Source organism: Acidiphilium rubrum, assembly GCF_900156265.1.
In the GTDB taxonomy this organism is placed as follows: Bacteria; Pseudomonadota; Alphaproteobacteria; order Acetobacterales; family Acetobacteraceae; genus Acidiphilium; species Acidiphilium rubrum.
This window is the reverse complement of sequence record NZ_FTNE01000015.1, coordinates 39,431-64,621: the sequence shown is the minus strand read 5'-3', so window position 1 is coordinate 64,621 and position 25,191 is coordinate 39,431. Positions and strand designations below refer to the sequence as shown.

General features: G+C 64.5%; 24 protein-coding genes. 18 read left to right on the top strand and 6 right to left on the bottom strand.

Annotated elements, in window-relative coordinates; all coding sequences use genetic code 11:
- Positions 1–38: 38 nt before the first annotated feature.
- The 4 genes from BW994_RS12180 (at position 39) to BW994_RS12165 (ending at position 1,998) form a co-directional block, all read left to right on the top strand.
- Complete coding sequence (locus BW994_RS12180) at positions 39–251, top strand: hypothetical protein (protein ID WP_029311682.1); 213 nt, start codon at positions 39–41, stop codon at positions 249–251.
- An 86-nt stretch (positions 252–337) separates the two neighbouring features.
- Positions 338–556 carry an AbrB/MazE/SpoVT family DNA-binding domain-containing protein gene (locus tag BW994_RS12175; RefSeq protein ID WP_029311681.1) on the top strand — a complete coding sequence of 73 codons (219 nt, stop codon included), beginning with the start codon at positions 338–340 and terminating at the stop codon, positions 554–556.
- Positions 468–893 carry a type II toxin-antitoxin system PemK/MazF family toxin gene (locus BW994_RS12170; RefSeq protein WP_245594103.1) on the top strand — a complete coding sequence of 142 codons (426 nt, stop codon included), beginning with the start codon at positions 468–470 and terminating at the stop codon, positions 891–893. Before BW994_RS12175 ends, BW994_RS12170 begins: the two co-directional genes overlap by 89 nt.
- 73 nt (positions 894–966) lie before the next feature.
- Entirely contained in the window at positions 967–1,998 is a 1,032-nt protein-coding gene (locus BW994_RS12165) for a magnesium transporter CorA family protein (RefSeq protein ID WP_081849063.1), read from the top strand.
- Between the two features lie 42 nt (positions 1,999–2,040).
- On the opposite strand, the gene BW994_RS12160 is transcribed toward BW994_RS12165, so the two are convergent.
- Both BW994_RS12160 and BW994_RS12155 read right to left on the bottom strand, forming a co-directional pair.
- Positions 2,041–3,147 carry a flavin monoamine oxidase family protein gene (locus BW994_RS12160; protein WP_051657311.1) on the bottom strand — a complete coding sequence of 369 codons (1,107 nt, stop codon included), beginning with the start codon at positions 3,145–3,147 and terminating at the stop codon, positions 2,041–2,043.
- A gap of 6 nt (positions 3,148–3,153) precedes the next feature.
- The gene (locus BW994_RS12155; protein ID WP_029311677.1) at positions 3,154–3,831 is read right to left on the bottom strand and encodes a cupin domain-containing protein; all 678 of its coding nucleotides are present in this window, start codon (positions 3,829–3,831) and stop codon (positions 3,154–3,156) included.
- Positions 3,832–3,969: 138 nt separating this feature from the next.
- On the opposite strand from BW994_RS12155, the gene BW994_RS12150 reads away from it, so the two are divergent.
- The 4 genes from BW994_RS12150 to BW994_RS12135 all read left to right on the top strand — a co-directional run bounded on the left by BW994_RS12150 (position 3,970) and on the right by BW994_RS12135 (position 9,333).
- Positions 3,970–6,279, top strand: coding sequence for a xanthine dehydrogenase family protein molybdopterin-binding subunit (locus tag BW994_RS12150; protein WP_029311676.1), 2,310 nt, complete (start codon positions 3,970–3,972; stop codon positions 6,277–6,279).
- Complete coding sequence (locus BW994_RS12145) at positions 6,243–6,698, top strand: DUF1489 family protein (protein ID WP_245594102.1); 456 nt, start codon at positions 6,243–6,245, stop codon at positions 6,696–6,698. Before BW994_RS12150 ends, BW994_RS12145 begins: the two co-directional genes overlap by 37 nt.
- A 10-nt stretch (positions 6,699–6,708) precedes the next feature.
- Positions 6,709–7,539, top strand: a complete 831-nt coding sequence (locus BW994_RS12140; RefSeq protein WP_245594101.1) for a S49 family peptidase — start codon at positions 6,709–6,711, stop codon at positions 7,537–7,539.
- Positions 7,540–7,791: 252 nt separating this feature from the next.
- Positions 7,792–9,333, top strand: coding sequence for a S53 family peptidase (locus BW994_RS12135; protein WP_051657310.1), 1,542 nt, complete (start codon positions 7,792–7,794; stop codon positions 9,331–9,333).
- A 50-nt stretch (positions 9,334–9,383) separates the two neighbouring features.
- Here BW994_RS12135 and cydC read toward each other — a convergent pair whose 3' ends face one another.
- Both cydC and cydD read right to left on the bottom strand, forming a co-directional pair.
- Positions 9,384–11,021 carry a thiol reductant ABC exporter subunit CydC gene (cydC, locus tag BW994_RS12130; RefSeq protein WP_029311672.1) on the bottom strand — a complete coding sequence of 546 codons (1,638 nt, stop codon included), beginning with the start codon at positions 11,019–11,021 and terminating at the stop codon, positions 9,384–9,386.
- A complete protein-coding gene (cydD, locus tag BW994_RS12125; RefSeq protein WP_029311671.1) occupies positions 11,021–12,706 on the bottom strand; it encodes a thiol reductant ABC exporter subunit CydD in 1,686 nt (561 codons plus the stop codon). Before cydD ends, cydC begins: the two co-directional genes overlap by 1 nt.
- Before the next feature lie 256 nt (positions 12,707–12,962).
- On the opposite strand from cydD, the gene panC reads away from it, so the two are divergent.
- The 10 genes from panC to BW994_RS12075 all read left to right on the top strand — a co-directional run bounded on the left by panC (position 12,963) and on the right by BW994_RS12075 (position 23,517).
- Positions 12,963–13,799 (top strand): pantoate--beta-alanine ligase, encoded by an 837-nt coding sequence (gene panC / locus BW994_RS12120; RefSeq protein ID WP_029311670.1) that lies wholly within the window; start codon positions 12,963–12,965, stop codon positions 13,797–13,799.
- A gap of 134 nt (positions 13,800–13,933) precedes the next feature.
- On the top strand, positions 13,934–14,854 hold the full coding sequence (locus BW994_RS12115; protein ID WP_245594100.1) for an EAL domain-containing protein: 921 nt from the start codon (positions 13,934–13,936) through the stop codon (positions 14,852–14,854).
- Positions 14,855–15,054: 200 nt separating this feature from the next.
- Positions 15,055–15,348, top strand: a complete 294-nt coding sequence (locus BW994_RS12110; RefSeq protein ID WP_029311668.1) for a DUF3253 domain-containing protein — start codon at positions 15,055–15,057, stop codon at positions 15,346–15,348.
- Positions 15,345–15,836, top strand: a complete 492-nt coding sequence (locus BW994_RS12105; protein ID WP_245594099.1) for a DUF1499 domain-containing protein — start codon at positions 15,345–15,347, stop codon at positions 15,834–15,836. The genes BW994_RS12110 and BW994_RS12105 overlap by 4 nt, the downstream gene beginning before the upstream one ends.
- Entirely contained in the window at positions 15,833–17,611 is a 1,779-nt protein-coding gene (locus BW994_RS12100; protein ID WP_029311666.1) for an ABC transporter ATP-binding protein/permease, read from the top strand. Before BW994_RS12105 ends, BW994_RS12100 begins: the two co-directional genes overlap by 4 nt.
- Entirely contained in the window at positions 17,608–18,558 is a 951-nt protein-coding gene (locus tag BW994_RS12095; RefSeq protein ID WP_076454614.1) for a glycerophosphodiester phosphodiesterase family protein, read from the top strand. Before BW994_RS12100 ends, BW994_RS12095 begins: the two co-directional genes overlap by 4 nt.
- A gap of 63 nt (positions 18,559–18,621) precedes the next feature.
- A complete protein-coding gene (locus tag BW994_RS19685) occupies positions 18,622–19,185 on the top strand; it encodes a hypothetical protein (protein ID WP_217696460.1) in 564 nt (187 codons plus the stop codon).
- A 168-nt stretch (positions 19,186–19,353) separates the two neighbouring features.
- Complete coding sequence (locus tag BW994_RS12085; protein ID WP_029311663.1) at positions 19,354–20,400, top strand: HlyD family secretion protein; 1,047 nt, start codon at positions 19,354–19,356, stop codon at positions 20,398–20,400.
- The gene (locus tag BW994_RS12080; protein WP_029311662.1) at positions 20,397–21,962 is read left to right on the top strand and encodes a DHA2 family efflux MFS transporter permease subunit; all 1,566 of its coding nucleotides are present in this window, start codon (positions 20,397–20,399) and stop codon (positions 21,960–21,962) included. Before BW994_RS12085 ends, BW994_RS12080 begins: the two co-directional genes overlap by 4 nt.
- Positions 21,952–23,517: an efflux transporter outer membrane subunit gene (locus tag BW994_RS12075; RefSeq protein ID WP_029311661.1), complete on the top strand. Its 1,566-nt coding sequence runs from the start codon at positions 21,952–21,954 to the stop codon at positions 23,515–23,517. The genes BW994_RS12080 and BW994_RS12075 overlap by 11 nt, the downstream gene beginning before the upstream one ends.
- Positions 23,518–23,571: 54 nt before the next feature.
- Here the strand turns inward: BW994_RS12075 and BW994_RS12070 are convergent, their stop codons facing one another.
- Positions 23,572–23,667 carry a PEP-CTERM sorting domain-containing protein gene (locus BW994_RS12070; protein WP_245594098.1) on the bottom strand — a complete coding sequence of 32 codons (96 nt, stop codon included), beginning with the start codon at positions 23,665–23,667 and terminating at the stop codon, positions 23,572–23,574.
- A 458-nt stretch (positions 23,668–24,125) separates the two neighbouring features.
- Positions 24,126–25,136: an LLM class flavin-dependent oxidoreductase gene (locus tag BW994_RS12060; protein WP_076454608.1), complete on the bottom strand. Its 1,011-nt coding sequence runs from the start codon at positions 25,134–25,136 to the stop codon at positions 24,126–24,128.
- Positions 25,137–25,191 lie beyond the last annotated feature (55 nt).

Below are 25,191 nucleotides of genomic sequence, written 5' to 3'. Positions count from 1 at the left end.
TCCGCGCGATAACCGTCTTATTATATCGGGGGGTCGCTATGACGCGGATTATGCTCAGCATTCTGGTCATGATCACGCTGGCCTCCTGCGCTTCAGGCGGTAGTTGCGATCGGTCCGACGCTAACCGCACAAACCTGAACAGTGCCGACGGCCAGCAACAGGTCGGCACTTCAGGTGCCGGCGCGGTGTTCGATATCGGTGTTGCTGCGACCATGTATGGCGTTTGCAAACTCTCCAACTCTGCTGCGTGATTATCCTCGTCGCCGTTCCGCCGATGACCTGCGAGGCGATCGATCAGGACTTGCAGGCGGCAAGGAAATTCCTTACTAGCTAAGCTATGATCGTCAGCAGGCTCACGAGCAAAGCGCAGACCACCATTCCCCAGGCCGTGCGGGTCGCGCTTGGCCTGCGTGAGGGGGATCAGCTAGCCTATGTGATCGAGGACGGCCGGGCTGTATTGACGCGCTATGACGCATCTTGCGTATCGGACGAGCCGTTCGCTGCTTTTTCCGAATGGGCTAGCGACGCGGACACGCGGGCTTTTGGCCGACTTTAACCGTTGGGACATCGTCAGCGTCCCGTTTCCCTATACCAACCGGCCGGTCGAGCAACGGCGCCCCGCTCTGGTGATCGGGCAGCATCGCACTGAAGGATCGCCGCATTTGTTGTGGGTCCTGATGATCACCAGCGCCAGTCATCGTCAGTGGTATGGCGATGTCCTGGTGTCGGATCGTGTTGAAGCGGGTCTGCCGGCCGAGTCGCTGGTGCGAACCGCAAAAATCGCGACGATCGAAGCTGCCGAGGCACGCCGGATCGGTGTCCTGCCACCGGTCGACCGGGTTGGGGTACAGACATTCATCCGATCCAATTTATCCGAATTAGTGGTCGGTTAGGTCGGCTTTCGGACCCTCGGGCGGCTCGGCAGCATGACTTGACGGTGATTGAAAACGTCCCCACGCTCTCTGGATGAGCCTCGGCAGCCCGTCCCGTTGCATGATCCGTTCTGTGGTTCGGCGCGATGGCGGGATGGCCAAACTCGAAGACGCGCCCGCACGGGCCAGTCTGGGCGAGGCCATCTGGATCGATCTGCTCAACCCGACCGATGCGGATGTGGCGCTGGTGACCGCGGCGACCGGGCTTGCGGTACCGACCGAGGCTGATCTGATGGAGATCGAATCCTCGAGCCGGCTATCGGCATCGACCGATGCGCCGGGCGGTGCGGTGCTGACCATGTCGATGCCGATGATGTATTCCGGCAGTGACGGCTTGTTGCCGGCGCCGTTCGGCATTGTGCTCGCGCCTGATCGGCTGGTGACGATCCGGTTCGCGCCGAGCCAGGCGTTTCAGGCGTTCTGGTCGCGGTTGAGTGCTACGGCCGAGCCGCCGAGCGCGGATATCCTGATCGGGTTGCTGGAGGCGCTGGTTGATCGTCAGGCGGATGCGTTGGAGCAGATGCGCGGCCAGATCGATCGGTTGTCGCATCAGATTTTCCACATCAAGCTCTCGCCGGACGGTCGGCACGCCGGCGCCAAGCGCCGCCAGCAGGAGGGCGAGTTGCGCGAGATGGTTTCGACGCTGGGGCAGCTTTATAACTCGGTCTCGCTGGTGCGGGATTCCCAGCTCGGCATCGGCCGGATCGTGCCCTATATGGCCTCGGTCGCCGGTTGGGTGCCGGACACGATGGCCGCCCGGCTGGGCACCATCACCCAGGATGTCGCTTCGCTGAATGAGTTCATCACGCATTTGACCGACAAGATCCAGTTCGTGCTCGATGCCACGCTGGGCTTGATCAATATCGCGCAGAGCGACTTGATGAAGGTGCTGACCATCGTTTCGGTGATCGGCATTCCGCCGACCTTGATCGCGGGCATCTATGGCATGAATTTCGTGCGGATGCCGGAGCTGCACTGGGCATTCGGCTATGCGTATGGGCTGACGTTGATCGTGGTCACCGGTGTCGCGCCGCTGTTCTGGTTCCGCAAGAAAGGCTGGCTGTAGCGCCGCCAGAAGCCCAGATAAAAAAAGTTTTTTGCTTCTTTTTTACAAAAAAGAAGCGCTTGCCTGAACTTGCCCAGACGCACCCGGTACAAACCGGTCCGCCACCGCCGCAGCGGCGACCAACGCGCCTTCGAGATAGCCGCCGAAATCGGGCGCACTCTCAGACCCGCAGGGCAGGGCGATGTTGTGCCAGGGCGCGGGCAGTGGCGTGGGGGCGTAGTGTGGGTGTTGGGCCGGGCCGGTGTGGTCGGACTGGGTTGCGGTGAAAGTCTCCTCGGCCCAGTCCTGGATGATGAGGTGGCGCGGCGTGGCGGCCGCGGGGCCGAAGAGAGTGGCGAGTTGCGCTGTCACCAATGCCGGCAATTGGGCCCGGCGGTTGGCGCGCATGGTGGCGGGCCAAGCGAAAAACCCGAAGATCGCGGCTTCGTCGGTCACGCCGGGCAGGCTCGCGTCGTGCAGTTCGGCGAGCGGGCCGACATGGCTGATCGCGGCGCCGGAGAGGCCGGTTCGGCGCCAGAACGCATCGTCGTAAAGGGCGAGCGCCTTGGCGTGGCCGGCCATCCAGGTCGGTATGCCGGCGAGGTGTTGGCGGGTGGCGGCGGGCAGGGCGGGGGTGAAACCGAGTGCGGCGATCAGGCGGGGCGGCATGGCGAGCGCGATGCGGGCGGCGCTGAACCGGGCGGGTCCGGCTTCGGTCATGCAGTCGAGCGTGACGCCGCCCGGCGTGGCGGTGAGGGCGGTGATTGTGTGGCCGAGCCTGATGGTGCCGGGCGGCAGGGCGTTGGCGGTATGGCGGACCAGCGCGCCGATGCCGCCGGCGATGCGCATGCTGGGCGGGTCCTGCTCGAAGCCATGGGGCAGGCGTTGCACGGCGCCGGTGCGGTCCTGGAACAGGAAGCCGCCGCGATCATCCTGCGCATCGATGGCGAGACCTGCTGTGGTGATGGCGGCGGCGATCGATGGTTGCATCGCGGGCCAGATCCAGGCGGGGCCGAGGTCGTAGGTGCCGTGCGGGGTGATATGACTGAGCACGCGGCCGCCGATCCGCGCGCGCGCTTCCAGCACCAGGATGTCGGCACCGGCAGACGCCATGTGGCGCGCGAGTGTGAGTCCGGCGAGACCGGCGCCGACGATGATCAGATCATGCATGGTGGGTCATGGCGCGGCCGCGGCTGGTGGCGGCGGCAGGTGGCCGGTCTTGCGATAGATCAGGGCACCGTTGGCGCTGGCCAGCGCCAGCGTGCTGCCGGCCGGGAAGCGCAGCCAGGTGCCTTCCCTATGGGTGCTGCCGTCGATCGTGATATAGCCTTCGATGATGAATAATTCGAGACCGCCGGTGTAGCTGTGCGCCGGCGTGTGGTGGCCGGCGGGCCAGCGCAGCAGATCGACCTGTTCCCAGGGTGCGGCGAACAGCGAGGCGACGCGGCTGCCATCCGCGGCCTGATGCCAGAGCGCGGGATCGGCGGTGTCGAGCCGGACGGTTTCGGTTTCTGCGTCAGGCATCTGGCGCAGCTTGACCAAAATCACCGCGCCGGGGGCGCTGGCCGGCGTGTGGCGCGAGCCGGGCGGGTTGCGGATGTACCAGTGGCGCGGAAAATCGCCGGTTTCATCGGAAAACACCCCATCGAGCACCAAAAACTCCTCGCCCGCATCATGGCGGTGCGGGCTGAACGCCGAGCCGGGGGCGTAGCGCACCAGCGAGGTGGCGCGCGCGACTTCCACGCCGTCGCGCTCCAGCATCCGCCGTTCGACGCCGGCGATGGGCGATGCGACCCAATCCAGCGCCGTCGAGTCGACGATGGCTTGACGCGTGAGGTCGGCATTGATCAGCATGCGGGTATCTCCTGAGGCGGAACCACGGTCGCACCGGTCTATTGTATTTTTGCGACCGCGTCATATCCTGCAAGAAGCAGCGCCGCGCCATACCGTGCGGTGGCAATTCGAGCATCAACAAGAAACGGGGTCCTGATCATGGTGAAATTTGGCGTGGCGCAACCGGTCAAGCGGGTCGAGGATTCACGGCTGCTGCGGGGTGCAGGGCAATATACCGATGACGTGCCGGCCGATGGCGCGCTGATCGTGCAGGTGGTCCGCTCGCCCCATGCGGCGGCGACGATCACGGCGATCGATGTTGCGGCGGCGCGCGCGATGCCCGGCGTGGTCGGTGTGTTCACCGGCGCCGATCTGGCGGCCGACGGCATTGGCGCCATTCCGTGCATGGTGCCGATCAAGAATCAGGACGGCTCGCCGCGCGCGCAGGCCGACCGGCCGGTATTGGCTGGCGACGCCGTGCGCCATGTGGGTGAGGCGGTGGCCTTCGTCGTTGCGGAAACCGCGCAGGCGGCGCGCGATGCGGCCGAAGCCGTTGATATCACCTACGACATGAAGCAATCGGTCACCAATCTGGCGACCGCGATGGACGCCGGTGTTGCACAGGTGTGGGACGATGCGCCGCATAACCAGGTGTTTGACTGGGCGGTGGGCGACGCTGCGGCGGTCGATGCGCTGTTCGCCAAGGCCGCGCATGTCACAAAGCTGCGCGTGGTGAACAACCGCATCGTGGTCAATTCGATGGAGCCGCGCGCCGCCCGCGCCAGTTTCGAGGATGACCGCTGGACGCTGACCACCAACACCCAGGGTGGCTGGATGGTGAAGGGCTGCCTCGCGCAGGCAGTGTTCAAGGTCGAGCCGGACCGGTTCCGGGTGATCACGCCGGATGTCGGCGGCGGCTTCGGGATGAAGCTGTTCGTCTACCCCGAGCATGTCATGGTCTGCTACGCCGCGCGCAAGCTGGGCCGCGCCGTGAAATGGAATTCCGAGCGCGGTGAGGCGTTCCTGTCGGATACGCATGGCCGCGACAATGTGGCCGAGGCGGAGCTGGCGATCGACGCCGATCATCGTTTCCTCGCGATGAAAGTGCGCAACATCGCCAATATGGGCGCGTATCTGTCGAATTTCGGCCCGTTCATCCCGACCATGGCGGGCACCAAGGTGCTGGCCGGGGTTTATGGTTTCCAGGCGATCCATGCGCAGGTGCTGGGCGTGTTCACCAATACCGTGCCGGTCGATGCCTATCGCGGCGCCGGGCGGCCGGAGAGCAATTACCTGGTCGAACGGCTGATCGACGCGGCGGCGCGTGAACTCGGCATGGACCGCGCACAGCTGCGCCGGCTGAATTTCGTGCCGGCGAGCGCCATGCCCTATCGTTCGGCGATGAACCAGCCCTATGATTCGGGTGACTTCCATCAGGTGCTGGAGCGCGCGCTCGACATCATGGATTGGGAAGGCTTCGCGACGCGGCGGGCGAAATCGGTCGCGGCCGGCAAGCGGCGCGGCATCGGCATGGCCTATTACCTCGAGGCGACCGGCGGCGCGCCGGAGGAGCGGGCGGAAATTCGCTTCACCCGCGATGGCTTCGTGGATGTCTTCGTCGGCACCCAGTCGACCGGTCAGGGGCATGAAACGGCCTATGTGCAGCTGGTCGGCGACCGGCTCGGCATCGATCCGGACCGCATCCGCGTGCGCCAGGGCGATACCGACACCATTCCGCAGGGCGGCGGCACCGGCGGTGCGCGCAGCCTGTATTCGGAGGGGCAGGCGATCGCACTGACCACCACCAGCATCATCGAGAAGGGCCGCAAGGCCGCCGCCGATCATCTGGAGGCCGCGATGGCCGATATCGTGTTCGAAGAGGGTAAGTTTACCATCGTCGGCACGGATCGCTCGATCGACATCGTCTCGCTCGCCGAAACGCTGCACGCCGAGGGCGGTAACCCGCTCGACACCGCCGAGATCGCCAAGATCGACAAGCACACCTTCCCGAACGGCTGCCATATCGCCGAAGTCGAGATCGATCCGGAGACCGGTGTAGTCTCGGTGGTGCGCTATCTGGTGTGCGACGATGTCGGCACGATCGTGAACCCGATGATCGTGCGCGGGCAGGTGCATGGCGGCGTGGCGCAGGGCATGGGCCAGGCGCTGCTCGAAAACACTGCCTATGATGACGAGACCGGCCAGCTGATTTCCGGCAGCATGATGGACTATGCGCTGCCGCGCGCGGATGATCTGCCGGATATCGAGGTCGAATTCGTCGAAATTCCGTGCGCTTCGAACCCTCTGGGCGTGAAAGGCGCGGGTGAGGCGGGTGCCGTCGGTTCGCCGCCGGCGCTGATCAATGCGGTGATCGACGCTCTGGCCGATGACGGTGTCCGCAGCATCGACATGCCGGCGACCCCGGAGCGCGTGTGGGAAGCGATCGCGCAGGGCCGCCGCGCCGCGTGATCCATCTGCTCAAGCTCGCGGTCGGCGTGAAGGATATCGGCCATCTGGCCGATATCCAGCGCCGCCGCGCGCTGGCCGACCCGCCGCTGCGCCACCAGACGCGCAGTTTTCCCAAGCGCGCCGATGAACTGCGCGAAGGCGGCTCGATCTATTGGGTGATCACCGGTGCCATCCTGGTGCGCCAGCGCGTGCTCGACGTGGTCGAGGATGTGTGGGACGACGGGTTGCGTTGCGCCGGTCTGGTGCTCGACCCATCTCTGGTGCGGGTCGCGGCACGGCCGATGCGGCCGTTTCAGGGGTGGCGGTATCTGACCCCGGAGGATGCACCGATGGATATTTCAGACGATCAGGCCCGGATCAGCGACGAGCTGCCGCCGGAATTGCAGCGCAGCCTGCGCGCTCTGGCGCTGCTGCCATGATGGAACTCATATGATGGCGTTGGCCGATCTGCGTAAAAAACTGCCCGCGCGGCTGCCGTGGTCGCCGCGCCTTGTGCCGGTTATCCGCATGTCCGGCATCATTGCCGCGCGCGAGGGCGCGATCAACCTCGACCGGTTTGCCGCCCCGCTGACGCGCGGGTTCGACCGGGCGAAATCGGGCGAGAAACTGCTGATCCTGGCGATTGAGAGCCCCGGCGGCTCGCCGGTGCAATCGGACCTGATCGGCCAGTTCATTCGCCGCAAGGCCGCCGAAACCGGCGTGCGGGTGGTGGCGATCATCGGGGATGTCGGCGCTTCCGGCGGCTACTGGATCGCCTGCGCGGCCGATGAGATTCTCGCCAATAAAATGAGCATCGTCGGCTCGATCGGGGTGATCGGCGGTGGCTTCGGCGTGCATCAATTGATCCGGCGCTACGGCATCGAGCGGCGGGTGATCACCGCGGGGGCGAACAAGCTGCGCAACGACCCGTTTTCGCCGGAGCGCGAGGAAGATGCGGTGTTCAATCGCGGTCTGGTCGATGATATCCACAACGCGTTCAAATCCTGGGTCCGCAGCCGGCGCGGCAGCGCGATCGAGGGGCATGAGGCGGATATTTTCGATGGCTCCTACATGCTCGGCGAGGTGGCGAGATCGCGCGGCCTGATCGATGGGTTCGGCGATGTGCGCAGCGTGATCAACGAGCGCGCCGGCGAGAGCGCGAAGCCGGAGTTCATCGGCCCGAAAAAGAAGTTCAGCCTGATGCGCCTGCTCGGGCGCGACGCCGGCGCTGCGCTGCTCAACGCGATCGAGGCGGAGACCCTGGGTGCCCGCCTGCAATAAGCGCCGTAGCCGATGAGCGGGGCTGCCACCAGACTGGAGGCCGCGCGCGCGGCGTGCGGGTGATGATGCTGGAAGTCGAGAAACATAACGACCGCGCCTATCGACTTTACGCTGCGATGGGATTCGTGGACACCCAGCGTCGGCTAATGCGTCGTTATTTATAGAAACATTAACTCTGATTCAACTAACGGTTTGCGCTTGCCCACCCACCGTGGTCTGCGGCATGGTCGGGGCATCAATCAGGAGTGACCCATGGCCGACCTGCACTACCACGCCTTCCCCGAAAGTCATCATAACGCGCCGAAACACGCCCATCGCCATGAAAAACTGGCCGATGACGAGCGGGTGGAAGCGAGCGTCTACGTCAAGCCACATCCGGTCGCGACCGTGTTCACCTCGCATGAAGCCGTCCTGGCCGATCGGGCAAAGCGCCACGATCCGGACATCGCGATCATCCGGCAATTCGCGGCCGATCATGGGCTCACGGTGATCGAGGCCGATGCCCGGCGCCGCCTGGTGCGGCTGGCCGGCACCGCGAAAGCGATGGGCGAGGCCTTCAAGGTCGAACTGAACTGGTACGGCGCGGAGGGCGCGCGGTTTCGCGGCTATACCGGCGCCCTGCAGTTGCGTTCGGATATCGCCGGCATCGTGGAATCCGTGCTCGGGCTCGATACCAGGCCGGTGGCGCAGCCGCGCCTGATCAAATCCGCGCAGGCGGCGGCCACCGCCTATCTGCCCAATCAAATCGGTGCGCTTTATGGCATTCCCACCCATGAAACCGGTGCGGGTCAGTGCATCGCCATCATCGAACTCGGCGGCGGCTACCATGAGAGCGACATCACAGCGTCGTTCGGCGCCATGGGGCTGACCCCGCCGACCGTGGTGGCCGTGAGCGTCGATGGCGCAAGCAATGCACCCACCACCGCGAACTCGGCGGATGGCGAGGTCGGGCTCGACATCCAGGTCGCCGGCGCCATCGCGCCCGGCGCGAAACTCGCCGTGTATTTCACGCCCAACACCGACGCCGGCTTTGCCGATGCGGTGACGGCGGCCGCCACCGATACCACCAATACACCATCGGTCATGTCGATCAGCTGGGGCGGGCCGGAATCGGGCTATTCGACCCAGGGCTTGAATACGCTGAATTCGGCCCTGCGCGATGCCGCGAGCGCGGGCGTCACCGTCACCGTCGCCTCGGGTGACAATCTCGCGACCGATGGCCAGACCGACGGCGCCGTGCATGTCGATTTTCCGGCATCGAGCCCCTATGTCGTCGGCTGCGGCGGTACCAGCATCACCGTGTCGGGTGGTGCCATTGTCGCCGAATCGGTCTGGAACAGCGGCACCAGCGGCGGTGGTGGCGGTATTTCCACCGTGTTTCCGATCCCCTCGTTCCAATCCGGCGTCACCCTGCCGGCCAATGTGAGCACCGGTGGCACCGGGCGCGGTGTGCCGGACGTCGCGGGTGACGCCGATCCCGCCACCGGCTATCAGGTGACGGTCGATGGTCAGACCTTCGCGGTCGGCGGCACCAGCGCCGTGGCACCGCTCTGGGCCGGCTATTTCGCGCTGATCAACCAGGCCCGCGGCAGCCGCCTGGGCTTCGTCAACCCGGCCCTCTACGCCCATGCGGCGGATTTCCGCGAAATCACCAACGGCAACAACATCCCCAGCGGCACGTCGCTGGGATATGACGCGGGACCCGGCTGGAACGCCTGCACCGGCCTCGGCGTCATGCGCGGCGCCGCCTTGTTCACGGCACTCAAATCAGCCGCAACGTCGCCCGTCGTCTGAGACCGGCTGGGGTGGTGCGCGGTGCGCGCGCCACCCCAGCCCGGTTCGCCTCAGCGCGTCGCCGCGGTGAGTTTGCCGTTCTGAAGGCGGAAAACGCGGTCGAGTTTTTCCACGCCGGTCAGGCGGTGGGTGATCAGCAGCAGGGTACGGCCGGCGAGGGTTTCGTTGATCGTGCTCATGAACGCCTGTTCGGTCTCGAGGTCGAGACCGGCGCAAGGTTCATCGAGGATCAGGATCGGGGCGGGGCTCAATATGGCGCGGGCCAGCGCGAGCCGCCTGCCCTGGCCGCCTGAGAACCGACCGCCGGATTCGCCGACCCAGGCATCGAGTTGGTCGGGTTGGGCGCGCACCGTGTCGCCGATCCACGCGGCATCGAGTGCCGACCAGAGCATCGGCTCGTCGGCGTCGGGGCGGGCCAGCAGCAGATTGTTGCGGATGGTATCGGCGAACAAATGGGTCGCCTGCGAGAGCCAGGTGATGCGGGTGTGGACATCCTGGGCGCGCAGGCGCGCGATATCGGTGCCGCCGAGGCGGATTTCACCGGCCTCGGGGGCGGCGAGTTTCAGCGCCAGCGCGGCAAGGGTCGATTTACCGGCGCCCGATGGGCCGAGCACCGCGATGCGCGCGCCGGCCGGGATTTGCAGCGAAAGATCGTCGAACACGGTGTGGCCGTCGGTGGTCCAGCGAAACCGGATGTGATCGAAGGTGAGGCTGGTGGCGGTGGGCAGCGCTGCCGCGGTTGCGGGGTCGGCGACGCGGGGTGGGGTTTCGGCGGCGGCGATCACGCGCGTGGCGGCGGCGGCGGCGCGGCCGGCGATGACGCCGGCGCGCGGCATGAAGCCCACGGTTTCGAACGCCGCGATCACGACGAAGGCGGCGATCACGATGGCGACCGGGTGGGCGCCGTGGATCAGCAGCACGGTGAGCAGGGCGGCCTGGGTGGCGAAAAACGCGGCGGCCTGCATGGCGCCGGTTTGGGCGGCGAGGCTGCGTTCGGCGGTGAACAGGCGCGATTCCTGGGACTGGACATGCGCCAGCATCCGCCCTTCGGCGCCGAACACCTTGATTTCGCGGAGCCCGGCCAGCGCATCGAGCGTCGCGGTGCGCAGGGCGCCGCCGGCTTCGGCTTCGGCTGCGGCGGATGCCCGTGCCTGCCCCATCGCGCGGATCGGCAGGGCGACGGCGGCGATCAGGAACAGGGCGAGCACGATGATGGCGGCGGCGATATCTTCGCGCCCGATCGCGACCAGCAGGATCGGCACGATCAGCAGGGCGCTCAGCGCGGGGATCAGGATACGCAGGAAAATACCGTCGAGTGCTTCGACGTCGTTGACCAGCCGCGCCAGGACATCGCCGGCGTTGCGAAAGCCGAGCCCGCCGCCCGCGCTGCGGGCGAGGTTGCCGAAGAACCAGATGCGGAGTGCCGCGAGCGCGCGGAACGTAGCGTCATGCGTGATCAGCCGTTCCAGGTAGCGCAGCACGACGCGCGCGACGCCGATGACCGCGAGCGATGCGGGAACCGCCAGCGCGAGCCCGATCGCGTCCGCCCCGATCAGGTCGCCGGCGCCGGCCATCAGCGCGATTCCGGCAGCGAGCGAGGCGAGGGCAGCGATCGTGCCGATAATGAGCACCGGCCGCTGGGCGCGCCAGAGGGTAATGATGCGCAGGATCGGCGCGATATCGGTCATCAGGCGACGCCCTCGAGCCGGTTGCTGCGGGTGGCGCCGAGGTCGAGTTTGCGGCCGGCAAATTCATGGGCGAAGGCGGCGTGGCTGGCGAGGATGACGGTGCGGCCGATCGCGAGGCGCTTCAGACTGTCGAGCACGTCGCGTTCGGTGGCGGGGTCGAGTTGGGCAGTTGGTTCGTCCAGCAGCAGGAGTTTGGCGTCCTTCAGAAAGGCCCGCGCGATCGCGATGCGCTGGGCTTGGCCGCCGGAAAGACCGTAGCCACCATCGCCGATGCGGGTGGCGAGCCCCATCGGCAGCATGTCCGAAAATTCGGCGACGCGGGCGAGGCGGATGGCTTCGCGCAGGTCGGCATCGCTCGCTTCGGGGCGGCCGAGCCTGATGTTGTCCTCGATCGATCCGGCGAACAGGAAGGGTTTCTGGCCGATGATCGCGGTCATGCGCGCGAGGGCGGCGGGCACCAGGCTTTCGATCGGCGCGCCGTTGATGGTGATGCGGCCGGATTGGGGGCGCGCGAAGCCGAGCAGCAATTCCAGAATGGTTGATTTGCCCGAGCCGGAGGGGCCGACCAGCATCATGGTCTCATTGGCCGGCAGGCGGAAGCTCAGCCCGTGCAGCACCGGGCCGCGCGCCTCGTCCCAGGTGAAGGAGACGTCTTCGAAGGCGATGCTGACGCCCTGTGCCGGTACCGTGCGGATGGCGGCGGGTGCCGGCAGGCTGGGTTGTGGCTGCGGCAGGGCCACGATGTCTTCGGCGGCGGTCTGTGCGGTCATGCGGTCCTGGTAGACCGCCGAGAAAGCGCGGATCGGCGCGAAGAACTCGGGCACCAGCAGAATGCAGAACAGCGCGGTGGGGGCCAGCGCGATGTCGCCGGCGAGCAGCGGCGCGGCGAAGCGGACGGCGATGAGCACGAGCGCCGCGGCGGCGAGCAGGTCGATCATGGTGGAGTTGAGGAAGGCGACCCGCAGGATGCGCATGGTGCGGTGGCGCAGATCATCGGCGGCGACACCGAGTGCTTCGGCTTCCGCTTCGGCACGGCCGGCGAGCACAATGGTGGCGATGCCGCGGATACGATCCAGAAACCGGGTCTGCAACCGGGTCATCGCGCTGAATTGTTTGCGCGCCGCGATGCCGGTGCTGCGGCCGGTGACCGCCATGGCGACCGGCACGAGCAACGCGGTGACCAGCAGGATCAAGCCGCTGCGCCAGTCGGCGATCAGGGCAGCGAGGATGATCAGGCCCGGGCCAAGGCTGGCGAGGCTGGTGGCGGGAATCCAGCTCCTATAGAGCCCGTCAAGTGCCTCGATCCGGTCGATCACGATGCCGGCAAGCTCGCCGGAATGGCGGTTGCGCAGGGCGGCGGGGCCGAGTGTCATGAGCGTGTCGAGCGTGGCGCTGCGCAGGCGGCGGCGCGCCGTGATGCCGAGCCGGCTGGCCTGATGTTCCTGCACGACGATCAGCAGGGTTCGGATGAGTGCGGCGAGCGCGAAGCCGGCGGCCGGCAGAACAATGGCACCGGCGGTGGCGTGGGTGATGGCGGCGTCGAGCAGGCTGGCGGCGCACAGGGTCTGCAAAATGGCGAGTAGAACGCCCAGCACCCCGAGCGCGATGATCGGCATGGCTCGTCGTCGGCCGTCTTTGATTTCGCGCTGGATCCAGAGTTTCGCGGGTGAAGCGCTGCCTACCATAGGCAACACATATAAAGATTATCGTGAAACTCCAACAGGGGCAGCCAGCGATGCCGGATATCGTGACGGCCTTACAATAATCCGTGATCAGGTCATGAATCTAACAGGAACATGAAGAGAAGATAGTCAAAAAGTTCATGTTTTCCGGGAACAAACCAGAAAAACACATGACTGTGATGGACGGCGGCGGCGGATTGGCTCAGAACGCGCTCGATCGAACGTCACGAACCAGTCACACAGCCTCAACGGAGGACCCATGCAGATCGCCCGCACCTTGGTGCAGTTGCGCGCCGCGCGCGCAGCGCTTGCCGCCGACGGTCGGCCGGGCCTTGCGCTGGTGCCGACCATGGGGGCGTTGCACGAGGGCCATTTGTCGCTGATCCGCGCTGCGCGCGCGCATGGTGACGCGGTCGCCGCCTCGATTTTCGTCAATCCCACTCAATTCGCGCCCCACGAGGATTTTGCCCGCTACCCGCGCGATGAGGCCGCCGACTGCGCGATGCTGGCGGCGGCGGGGTGCGATCTCGTCTGGTTGCCGGATGTCGCCACGATGTATCCGCCGGGCGATGCCACGATGATCGAGGTCGCCGGCCCGGCGCTGCTGTGGGAAGGTGCAGCGCGACCGGGGCATTTTCGGGGGGTCGCGACCGTGGTGGCCAAATTGTTCGGCCAGGTTCGGCCGGACGCCGCGTGTTTCGGCGAAAAGGACTGGCAGCAGGTGCAGGTGATCCGTCGGATGGTCGAAGATCTGGGGCTACCCGTCGATATCATTGCGGCACCGACTTGGCGCGAGCCGAGCGGTCTCGCGATGTCGTCGCGCAACCGGTATCTGGGGGCGCGCGAGCGCGCGGCGGCACCGACTTTGTTTGCGGTGCTGACCGGTGTGCGCGATGCGATATGCGCTGGGGCGCCGGTCGGGCAGAGCATCGCGGCGGCTGAGGCGTCGCTGGTCGCCGCTGGTTTCACGGTGGATTACCTTGCCCTGGTCGATGCGGTGACCCTTGCACCGCTGCACGAACCCGCGGGTGCAGCGCGGCTGATCGCCGCGGCGCGGTTGGGTGCGACCCGACTGCTCGACAATATCGCGGTCTGAAAATCAGCGTTTGTCGCGGTAGTCGTGATTTTGTTGAGATTTTTGAGCCGGCGCTAACGCGATTTTTACTTCCTTGCGGCATCATCATGCTCACGATGGTCCAGGTACGGCCAGACCCAGATGGAGCAATGTGCGTGAGCGTAATCGATTCAGGTGGTTATCAGGAGTCCGACGCAGTTGTGGCGGAGACGTCCAGTACGACGACGGATCGGCGAACTCGCGCCTCGTTGCGGCGTCTGGTTGCGGGGGAGCAACGCAAACGCGCGATGCGGCTGACTGAAGCGCTGCGTGACGATGCGTTCTGCCTGCGGTTCCTGCCGCGTCAACGCCTCGCACGGGCGGGGGCCGCGACCGCCGATGCCGGGCCTGCTGAGTTCGACCGGATCGAGGGGGCCGAATTATGGCTCGGCCTGCCCAACCGCAGGCGCGGGCTGGTTTCGGTCACGCCGCTGCTGCGCGATCTGGACCGGCCGGTGTTGCGCGAGGACATGCTGCGCTTCACGCTGGATGCCGCGGCGGCGGAGGTCGCAATCTGGCCGACCCATTGGCGCATTGCGGTACCGGTGCCCAGCCGGATTCTGGTGGATGGTGGTGTGTGCGATATTGTGCTGGCTGCGCTGGCGCAGGCCGGGGTCGGCGCCGAGCGGATCGATTTGCAGATTGATGAATCAGAACTGGTCGAGGGGGGCATGGCGCTGCATCATGCGATCGGCGCGCTGCGCGAGCATGGGATCGGCGTCAGCCTCGAAGGCTTTGGGGCGATTTTCGGCAGCCTTGCCTTGTTGCCGCGCCTGCCGCTGACCGGGCTCAAGCTCGATCGGCGATTGGCCCATGCGACCATGCCGGGCGATGCGGTCGATGAAACCATCCTGATCCGCGCCGCGGTCGAAATTGCGCATCGTCAGGGCGTGCTCGTCACGATTGACGGCGTTGAGACCGCGGCGGAAACCGAGCGGATCCGTGGGCTCGGGGTCGATCTGGTGCAGGGACCGTGGATTGGTCCCGCGATGCCGGCGGAAGCCATTCGGGCACGGGCGCGCGTTTCAGGTTTATGAGCCTGGCGGCAGGTCGGTAAGGCAGGGTAGGTCTTCTTTTTTTGTGAACAAAAAAGAAGCAAAAAAAACTTTGTTGATTTGGGCCCGTGCCGCTTCAAACGCCCGTGCCCCAGGGTGAGAAAGTTTTTTGCTTCTTTTTTACAAAAAAGAAGTGCTCCCCTTCCTTGCCCCATCAGCCGATCCGCGCCAGACGACCATCGATGATGATCCCACCCGACGCCGCAGCGATCGCCGCGATCCTCGACCTCGTGACCGCGCGCGGTCCCCTTAAATCGATCTGCCCGACCGATGCCGCCCGCGCTCTGGCCGACTCGGTCCCGGATCGATCGACTGACCCCGAGGCGTGGCGGCGGTTTCTGCCGCAGGTGCGCGCGGCTGCAGTGCATCTTGCGCAATCCGGCCAGATCGACATTTTGCGCAAGGGTAAGAGAATCGCGCCGGAGGCGATGCATGGCGTCGTGCGGTTCCGGCTCACGACCAATCAGGAGGAATGACGATGGGTGTTGGGCTGTTGCCGCTGCTGTTGAGCTTGGTGTTTCCCGCCTGCGGCAAAATGGGGGCGCAGGGTGTCGCGCCACCGGGCGTGGTCGATTTCGCTCATCTGACCCTGCCGAAGACGCCAAACAAAGCGCTGGCGGCGCCGGTCGGGTTCACCCCGGGTCCGAACATCGTGACGCCGCATTATAAAGTGTCGCCGACTGCGTTGTTCGCCATGGTCGGGCAGGTTGCAGCGGCGGAGCCACGGGTGTTCGCGCTCGACAGCCATCCCGCACATCTGCAGGCGGCCTGGGTCGCCCGCTCGGCCCGCGCAAATTTTCCGGATGTGATCGAGGTGGCGGTGCAGCCCGATCCCGCAGGCGGAAGTGCTTTGATCCTGTATTCCCACTCGATTTATGGCCAGTCCGATTTCGGCGTGAACGAAGCGCGGGTGAAATCCTGGCTCGGCGCCATCGCGGCGAAGGTGGCCGGCGCCCAACCATGAAATTTCTCCGCAACATCGGCCGTGCGATGGCGGATGCCTGGCGTCTCACCAAGCCCTATTTCAAATCCGAAGAAAAATTTGTCGCCTGGGGGCTGCTGGCCGCCATCATCGCGCTCAATCTGGTCTCGGTCTATCTGAACGTCCTGTATTCCTACTGGTACAAAATTTTTTACAACGCATTGCAGGCGAAGGACGAACCGGCGTTCTGGGGCTCGATCTTCACTTACCGGTTTATCAAGGGCTATCCTTGGTTCGTCCCGGGGTTTGCCGAGATTGCGGTGTTCAACATCCTGGTCGGGGTTTACGCGTTCTATTTGCAGCAGATGCTCGAGATCCGCTGGCGGCGCTGGATCACCGACAATTTCGTGAAGGACTGGCTGACGGGGCGCGCGCATTACCAGATCAGCCTGATGGCCGAGGCGGGCAGCCCGCTCGACAACCCCGACCAGCGAATCGCCGATGATCTACGCAGTTTCGTGTCGAACAACCTGTCGCTCGGCATCAGTTTCATCGCCAATATCGTCAATCTGCTCAGTTTCATCTTCGTCCTGTGGTTCCTGGTGCCGCCGCTGCATATTTTTGGCGCCGTGATCCCCGGCTATCTCGTCTGGACGGCGATCGTCTATTCGCTGATCGGCACCTATCTGACGCATGTGATCGGCTGGAAACTCATCCCGCTGAGCTTTCAGCAGCAGCAGGTCGACGCCGATTTCCGCTTCAATCTGATCCGCGTGCGCGAAAATACCGAGCAGATCGCGCTATACGGCGGCGAAGCCGAGGAAACCATTGGGCTGAAGCAGCGGTTTCATGCGATCTATCTGAACTGGTGGATGATCATGAAGCGCACCAAGGCGCTGAATTTTTTCACCATCGGCTTCAGCCAGGTGGCAATCATCTTTCCTATCCTTATTGCCGCGCCGGGCTATTTCACCGGTCTTTTCACGCTTGGGTTGTTGCTTCAGATCAATAACATCTTCGGTAATGTGCAGGGCTCGTTCTCGTGGTTCGTCGGCGCCTATCCGCAGATCGTCGGATGGCGCGCGACGGTGCAACGACTCGACGGGTTCGAGCGGGCGGTGGTCGCGGCGCATGTGCAGCAGAATGCCGCCCCTGGCGGCGAGCCAGGCACTATGTTGCGCGCCGATGATCTGGCGATCGACCTGCCGGATGGCCGCAAGCTGTTCGCCCAGTCGCATCTCGCGATCGCGCGCGGTGAGCCGATGGCGATTACCGGTGCATCGGGGTCGGGCAAATCGACGTTGTTTCGGATGTTCGCGGGCATCTGGCCGTTCGGCAAGGGGCGGGTATCGCGACCGGTCGGGCGCTCGATGTTTCTGCCGCAACGCCCGTATTTCCCGCTCGGCTCGCTCAAGCGGGCGGTCGCCTATCCGTGCCAGGAGTACGACGTGGCGGATCAGGATGTGCGGGCGGCGTTGGAGGATGTTGGCCTGGGATCGCTCGCGGCGCGGCTGGAGCAGGTCGATAACTGGACACTTCGGCTTTCGGGGGGTGAACAGCAGCGCCTCGCGCTGGCGCGTGCCTTGATCGTGAAACCTGATTGGCTGTTTATGGACGAGGCATTGTCAGCGATCGATGAGGCGGCGATCGGTGATCTGTTCGCACTGCTGCGGGCCCGGCTACCGGAGACGCAGATTATTTCGATCGCGCATCAGGACAGCGTGATCAGCCTGCATGCGCGGCGCGCCCGGCTGACGCGGGGCGCTGACGGTGCGATGGAACTGATCACCGACGCCGAAAAGCTCGTCGGCGAATGAGGACCATTGCGGTTTTCGGCCATCGTGGCGCGCGTGGCCTGGCACCGGAAAACACGATCGGCGGATTTGCCGTGGCGCGTGCCTGCGGCGTGACCGGAGTTGAGTTCGATGTCGGCCTGACCGCGGACAACTTCGCCGTGGTGCATCACGATCCAAGACTGAACGCCGCGATCGCGCGGGATGCGGCGGGTCATTATGTCGGGGCGGATGCGCCGTTGCTGCGCGGCCTCGGCTTTGCCCAACTCGCGGGCTATGATGTCGGCCGTTTGCGCGCCGGATCGGAGTATGCTGCGCGCTATCCCGATCAGGTCCCCTGCGATGGTGCGGCAATTCCGAGCCTCACTGCGGTCCTCGCCGCGCTGCGGGAGCTTGATCTGTTGATCGAGGTCAAGACAGCGCCGGATCGTCCAGCCGATACCGCGACACCTGCCGCCATGGCGACCGCTGTGATCGATGTGCTCCGCGCGGCGGATGCGATCGAGCACGCCGTGCTGTTCGCGTTCGACTGGCGGGTGCTCCGCGAAGCGTCGGCGATCGAGCCGACGCTTCGGCGCTGCTGCCTCACCGAACCCGATACCGTCGCTCAGGGCGGATTATGGCTCGATGGGGCCGATCTAGGCGCATTCGACGGCAAGATAATCCAGGCCGTCGCCGCGACGGGGGCTGCGTGCTGGGCGCCGTTTCATGCGACCCTCGAGGAGGCCGATGTCCGTGAGGCCCAGTCGCTCGGCCTCCTTGTTCTGCCGTGGACGGTCAATGCGCCCGAGGCGCTTGATCGTATGATCGGGTTTGGTGTTGATGGGATAATCTCCGATTGGCCGGACCGGGCTCGGCTTGCCGTCGAGCACGCCGGGTGCCGGGTTGCCGCGCCAGGGTTCATTGCAGGTGTAGGCCGCCTTATCCCAGAAATTGGCGCGCCGGGCGGCGTGGAACAGAAACTGCCGTAGCGCGGGCGCTTGCCAGCCGGCTTCATCGATCAGAACATCGATCGGCGCAAATAATTCATGCGCATGGGCAATGTTATGCGCGGCGAACTCGTCGAATTGGCGCGGTTTCAGCGCGTAGAGCACCCGCATGTCGCGCACCGGCAGAGCGACCGTGGTTTCCGGTTCGCGCTCGAACAGGCCGATGGTGCGCCAGCGCGGGATATCGTCCTGCTCCGCAACCGCGCGTTTCAGCCAAACCGCCGGGCAGGAAATCAGCAGCGAATGAAGGCTCGGCGTGTAGCGGGATCGTTTGTCGAGCAGATTCTGCAGGCTGCCACACACTTCGATTGCGAAAATATCGACGAACGGGTCAGCCGCCGTGCCGCCGAACCAGAGCCACAGCCCGTCCGGAAAGGTGCGCATGCGCGCAGCACCGGGAATTTTCAGGGAAGGTGCATCATTTTCCGAAGCCGGTCCCGGTCGGGCTTTCAGCCAGACGCCATGACCCCTTGCGTCGGCGGCCTCGAGGCCAGGGGGGGTTTGCGGCCAGGCCCGGATGCGTTCGCGTACGAAGCCGTCGAGTGTCTGAAAACCCATTATTTTGATCCATTTCTAATCGAGCCAAGGTGGTTGTGCTACCTTAGGTAGTATTCTGTAAACGGTTTCACTTGGCAAGGCGAATCCGCATCGTGCGCTCAAATTTATGAACAATCGTTCAGATAAGCTTGATGCGTCACGGAAACGTGCCTCCCTTGCGTTATCGCGCGACTTCATGACCTAATTGCCTGGAGCAGGTAGGGACGAGGTCGAACTCCAATGGATGGCATCAGTGAGCAGCCGGCGGCTGCGCGAGAGACCGCAACGCCGGCTGATGCACCGCAACGCGGGCGCAGTCGCCGGCCCTTCCTGATCCTGGCGCTGGTGCTGCTCGTGCTGGTCGGTGCCGGCGTGATCTATTGGTTGCACGCGCGCAATTTCGCAACGACCGATGATGCCCAGGTCGATGGGCCGATTCATCGAATCGCCGCGCGGATCTCGGGGCAAGTCGAGTCCGTGCCGGTCCATCAGAACGAACATGTTGAAAAGGGGCAGGTCCTTGTCGTGCTCGATTCCGGGACCGAACGCGTCGCGGTCGACCGCGCGCTAGCCAAGCGCGCTCAGGCTGAAGCCGATGTCGGCACCAGGCGGGCGGATGTCGCGCAGGCGGCCGCGAATGTCGAGGTCGCTCAGGCCAATCTGCTCAAGGCGCGCCAGGATGCCGCGCGCTACCGCCGGGTCGACCCGCAGGCGATCACCAGAACCAATCTGGATGCCGCCAATGCCGCACTCCAGGCCGCGCAAGCCAAGGTCGACGCGGCGCAACAACAGGTCACCGGCGCCAAGGCGGGGCTGGTCGCCGCCCAGGCCGCGCTGCGGGCGGCGGATGTCGGGGTCGAGAACGCCAAATTGCAGATAGGCTACACCATTATTCGCGCGCCCGCCGCCGGGTTCATTGCCGAACGCACGGTGCGGACCGGTAATGTGGTTTCGCCCGGAAACGGTCTGATGGCGCTGGTGGGTGACCGCTTCTGGGTGACCGCGAACTACAAGGAGACCGAACTGGGCCGGATCAGGCCGGGCCAGCATGTCCGGGTCTATCTCGACGCAGTGCCGGGCATCGGGTTTCATGCTGTGGTCACCAGCATCCAGCGCGGCACAGGCAGCGTGTTCTCGCTGCTGCCGGCGGAGAACGCGACGGGCAATTACGTCAAGATCGTCCAGCGCGTGCCGGTACGGATCAGTTTCGATGACAAGCGGTTGGCGCATTACGCGATTGCGCCTGGCATGTCGGCCGAACCGTATATCCGTATTCGTCCCAAATGAGTTTTCTCTATGCCAGCCGGCCGGCTCTGCCGCGCTCGGCGGCCGGTGTTTACAACCCGTGGCTGATCGTTGCGATGATCGCGCTGGCACCCTTCATGGAGGTGCTGGATACCACCATCGCCAACGTCGCCCTGACCCATATCGCCGGCTCGCTCGCGGTCAGTCCAGAGGAAAGCACCTGGGTGCTCACCTCCTATCTGGTGTCGAACAGCATGATCCTGCCGATCACCGGCTGGCTCGCCGCGGTGCTCGGGCGCAAGCGCTTGTTTTTGATCTGTATTGCGCTGTTCACGGCAAGCTCGGTGCTTTGCGCGTTTTCAACCTCGCTGACCATGCTGATCGTGGCGCGCGTGTTGCAGGGGCTGGGCGGCGGTGGGTTACAACCGATCACGCAGTCGATGTTTGCCGACACCTTCCCGATCGAAAAACGCGCGCAGGTGTTTGCGGTCTATGGCGTGGTTATCATTGTCGCCCCCGCGACGGGTCCGATTCTCGGTGGTTGGCTGACCGATCATCTGTCATGGCACTGGGTGTTTTTGATCAACCTGCCGGTCGGGCTGATCGCATTCACCTTGATCGCTATTTTCGTCAACGAACCCGCCGTGCTGGTGCGCGAGCGCGCGGCGCGACTGGCGGCGAAGCTGCGGTTCGACTGGTTCGGGCTCATTCTGGTCGCCACCGGCTTCGGCGCGTTGCAGATATTTCTCGACAAATTCTCGCTCGATGATGGTTTCGGTTCCACCTTCATCTGCGAATTATTCGTGGTCTGGACCGTCTCGCTGGTCACGCTCGGCGTGTGGGAATGGGGGCACCCCGAGCCGGTGGTAAACGTGCGGATGTTCAAATACCGCAATTTCTCGATCTCCTGCATCATCATGTTCGTGATCGGATTCATCTTGCTCAGCACCACGCAATTGCTGCCACAACTGACGCAGACATTGCTGGGCTACTCATCCCAAACGTCAGGTTTTGCGCTGGCGCTCGGCGGTTTGGCGACGATCGGGTTGATGCCGGTGGCCGGCATCGTGACCGGGCGGTTCATTTCGGCCAAGGTGTTGCTGATCGGCGGATTGGTGGAAACCGGCATCGCGCTCATGCTGCAATCGCATCTGGCACCCGATGTTTCCTTTTACACTATTTCGCTCGACCGCGTGCTGCAGGTGATCGCGCTGCCGTTCCTGTTCATTCCGATCTCGGCGCTGTCCTATGTCGGCGTGCCGCCGGCGCGCAATGGCGATGCCTCGGCGATCATCAACCAGGTCCGCAACATCGGCGGCAGCATCGGCATTTCCTACGTCACGACGATGCTCGCGATCCGCACCCAGTTTCATCATGCCAGGATCGCCGATGCGATCACACCGTATGTCAGCCTGCACGGCCAGACACTTCCCCAGGTCACTGCTGCCGTGCAACATGAGGCAGCATTTATGAGCTATCTCGATTTGTTCCATAGTCTCGGCCTGGTCGCGTTGCTGATCTGGCCGATCATTCTGTTGCTCGGCGCGCCCGCCAAGGCCGGCCGTGGCAAGGGGCCTGCGAAAGGAGTGTCGTATGAGGTTTGAATCTTTCCGTCACCGGTTGCGATGGGGAACGGCCCTGGGGGCGGGGCTGCTCGCCGCATCGACGCTCGGTGGCTGTGAGTTGGGGCCGAATTTCCATAATCCCCATCCGCACACCGCCGCATCGTTTCTCGACAATCGGCCGGCGATTACCGCGCCCAACGGTGTCAGCCAAGGGAAGGTCGATCTCGCATGGTGGCAGAGCTTCGGCGATCCCGCGCTGACCAGCCTGGAGACCCAGGCAATCCAACAGAATCTGGACGTGCGGATTGCAACCCAGCGGCTGGCCGAGGCGCAGGCGCAGGCGCAGATCGAAGGGGCGACGCTCTATCCCAACCTGAATTTTGCCGGTTCACTGACGCGTGAGGGGCCGAGCAAGAAGGGCGTGTTTACCGCCCTCAGCGGTTCGGGTTCCAACACCAGCACGAGCACCAATGCCGGCTCGACCGCTGGCGGATCTGCAAGTTCGATCGGCGGCGGCGGCATTCCGGGTTCGGCGATCCAGCCGTTCAACCTGTTTCAGTACGGGTTTTCCTCGGTTTTCGATTTCGACCTGTGGGGCAAGAACCGCCGCGCAGTTGAAGCCTCGCTCGCCGCCGTGCAGGCCTCCCGCGATGCGCGCCGCGCCGTGCTGCTGAATACCGAGGCCGAGGTTGCGCAGACCTATGTCAATCTGCGTGCCGAACAGACCGTGCTGCAAATCACGAAAGACAATTTGAAGAGTGCTGACCATATCGCGGGCCTGACCGGTCAGCGCGCGCAGGCCGGGCTTGCCAATGCGCTCGATGTTGCGGATGCCCGGGCGCAGGCGGCCTCGATCCGGTCGAAACTGCCCGCGCTCGAAACCGCGATCGATGCGGATATCAACCAGTTGAGCCTGCTGCTTGGGCGCGGCCCGGAGGCGTTGCGCGCGGAATTGATCACCGCGGCACCGGTGCCTGCGGTGCCGCCGGTGGTGCCGATCGGCCTGCCCTCCGCGTTGTTGCAGCGCCGGCCGGACGTGCGCGAGGCTTCGGCCAAGCTGCATGAGGCGACCGCGGAAATCGGCGTCGCCAAGGCGGATTTCTTTCCGGATGTCTCGCTCTCCGGCTCGGTTTCGCTGCAGGCGCTGCAATTCTCCAACCTCAACCAATTGGCGGCGGTGACCTATGCGATCGGGCCGCAGATTACCCTGCCGCTGTTCGAGGGTGGCAAGCTGAACGGCCAGTTGCATCTGCGCACCGCCGAGCAGAAGGCTGCCGCGATCGATTACGCCAAGACCGTGCTCACGGCGTTCCATCAGGTCGATAATGCGCTGACTGCGTATGATCAGGAACAGAACACCTTCGCGGCGTTGAAGACCGATGTGGCGGAGAGCCAGCGCGCGCTTGGCTTGGCGCAGGAGCGCTACCGGGAGGGCCTGGCCGATTACCTGCAGGTGTTGACGGCGCAGCAGAGCGAATTGGCGGCGAGCCAATCCGAGGCCGAGAGCCTGGCTCAGGTTTCGACCGATCTGGTCAAGCTGTATCAGGCGTTGGGTGGCGGGTGGGAGACAACCTATCCGGCGGCGCCGGGCTGACAAAAAACGGCCCTGCCTGAGCGGGGCCGTTCCCTATCGGTTCGATCGCTTGGATCAGACCGATTTGTTGTGCCGGCGACGCGCGATCAGGCCGAGGCCCAGCAGACCAGTACCGAGCAGGGCGAGCGAGCCTGACTCGGGCACGTTCACGTCGAGGATCGACGGCGAGCCGTTTTGCCGGGTGTATTAAAGCGTGATATCGCCCGTCGTCGGGACGACAACTGACTCGATGACGGCACTCGTTGGTCCTGTGGTCGTCGTGCCGATAGCGGAGCCATTCTCGTAAACCGCGATACCACCATTTGTCAGGCCCTCGGTAACAGAAAACGAATAAATGCCTGCCTGGGCGACTGCCGTGATCCCAACGGCAACGACCGCACCGGCCAAAAGCAGGTTTCGAGATCTAGTCATGTCAATTCCCGCACACAATGAGAAAGATGCGTCGCCTATGAAATCACCGCGCACTCAGCCCGGAGCGCATGAAAGTCGCTGCACAAAACGTGCCATATAAAACAATCGAGAATTTCAAGTATTTGTGGCATCTCAACTAGTGATATGTAAAAGACTCCGATAGGAAATCGTCTTCATTCAATTGACAATTGTAAACTTCAGGCAGCAATGCACTGTTTACGTGTAATGGCTACTTCGCTAACGATTTCATAACTGCGACGTCGTGCGCCATGATCGTGGATCTGCGCAGTGATCATCAATTCATCGGGACGGAATTCGGCGATAAACCGGTCGAGACCCGTGCTGATCGTGTCCGGCGCACCGACGATGGAGTGAACCAGCGCGTGGTCGAGTTGGGCTTTCTCCATCGGGGACCAGATGTCCTGCATCATGGCGGGGGCGGGCAACTTTCCAGGACGGCCGCGACGCAGGTTGATGAAAGCCTGTTGCAACGATGTGAAGAGATGGGCTGCCCGTGCATCGGTTTCAGCGGCGATCACATTCAGGCCCAGCATCGCGTAAGGCCGCGCCAACTGGGCAGAGGGCTGAAAGCGCGTGCGATAAATCTGCAGCGCCTGGCGCAGCAAATCGGGCGCGAAATGCGAGGCGAACGCAAACGGCAAGCCGAGTGCCGCCGCGAGTTCAGCACTGTAGGTCGATGATCCGAGCAGCCAAATCGGCACATCGAGCCCGGCGCCCGGCACCGCGCGCACGGCTTGGTCGGGCGGGGCAGGGCGGAAATAGCTTTGCAGCTCGATTACGTCATCGGCGAACCTGGTTTCGCTGCCAGCGAGGTCGCGCCGCAGGGCGCGCGCCGTGCGCTGGTCGGTTCCGGGCGCGCGCCCGAGGCCTAAATCGATTCGGCCGGGATGCAGGGCGGCCAGCGTGCCGAACTGCTCGGCAATCACCAGCGGTGCATGGTTCGGCAACATGACGCCGCCCGAGCCGACGCGGATGGTGCTGGTGGCCGCGGCAACATGCGCGATGACCACCGCGGTGGCCGCACTGGCGATACCCGGCATGTTGTGGTGCTCGGCCAGCCAATAGCGGTTAAAACCCAGCCGCTCGGCGTGACCGGCGAGGTCTGCGCTGTTGCGCAGGGCATCGCCCGCGGTTGACCCTTCAGGGACCGGGGCGAGGTCGAGGACGGAAAACGGGATCGGACTCATATCTTACACATAGGCCGGAGTCCGTCCCGCTGTCAGGCATAAAAATGTATAAGCC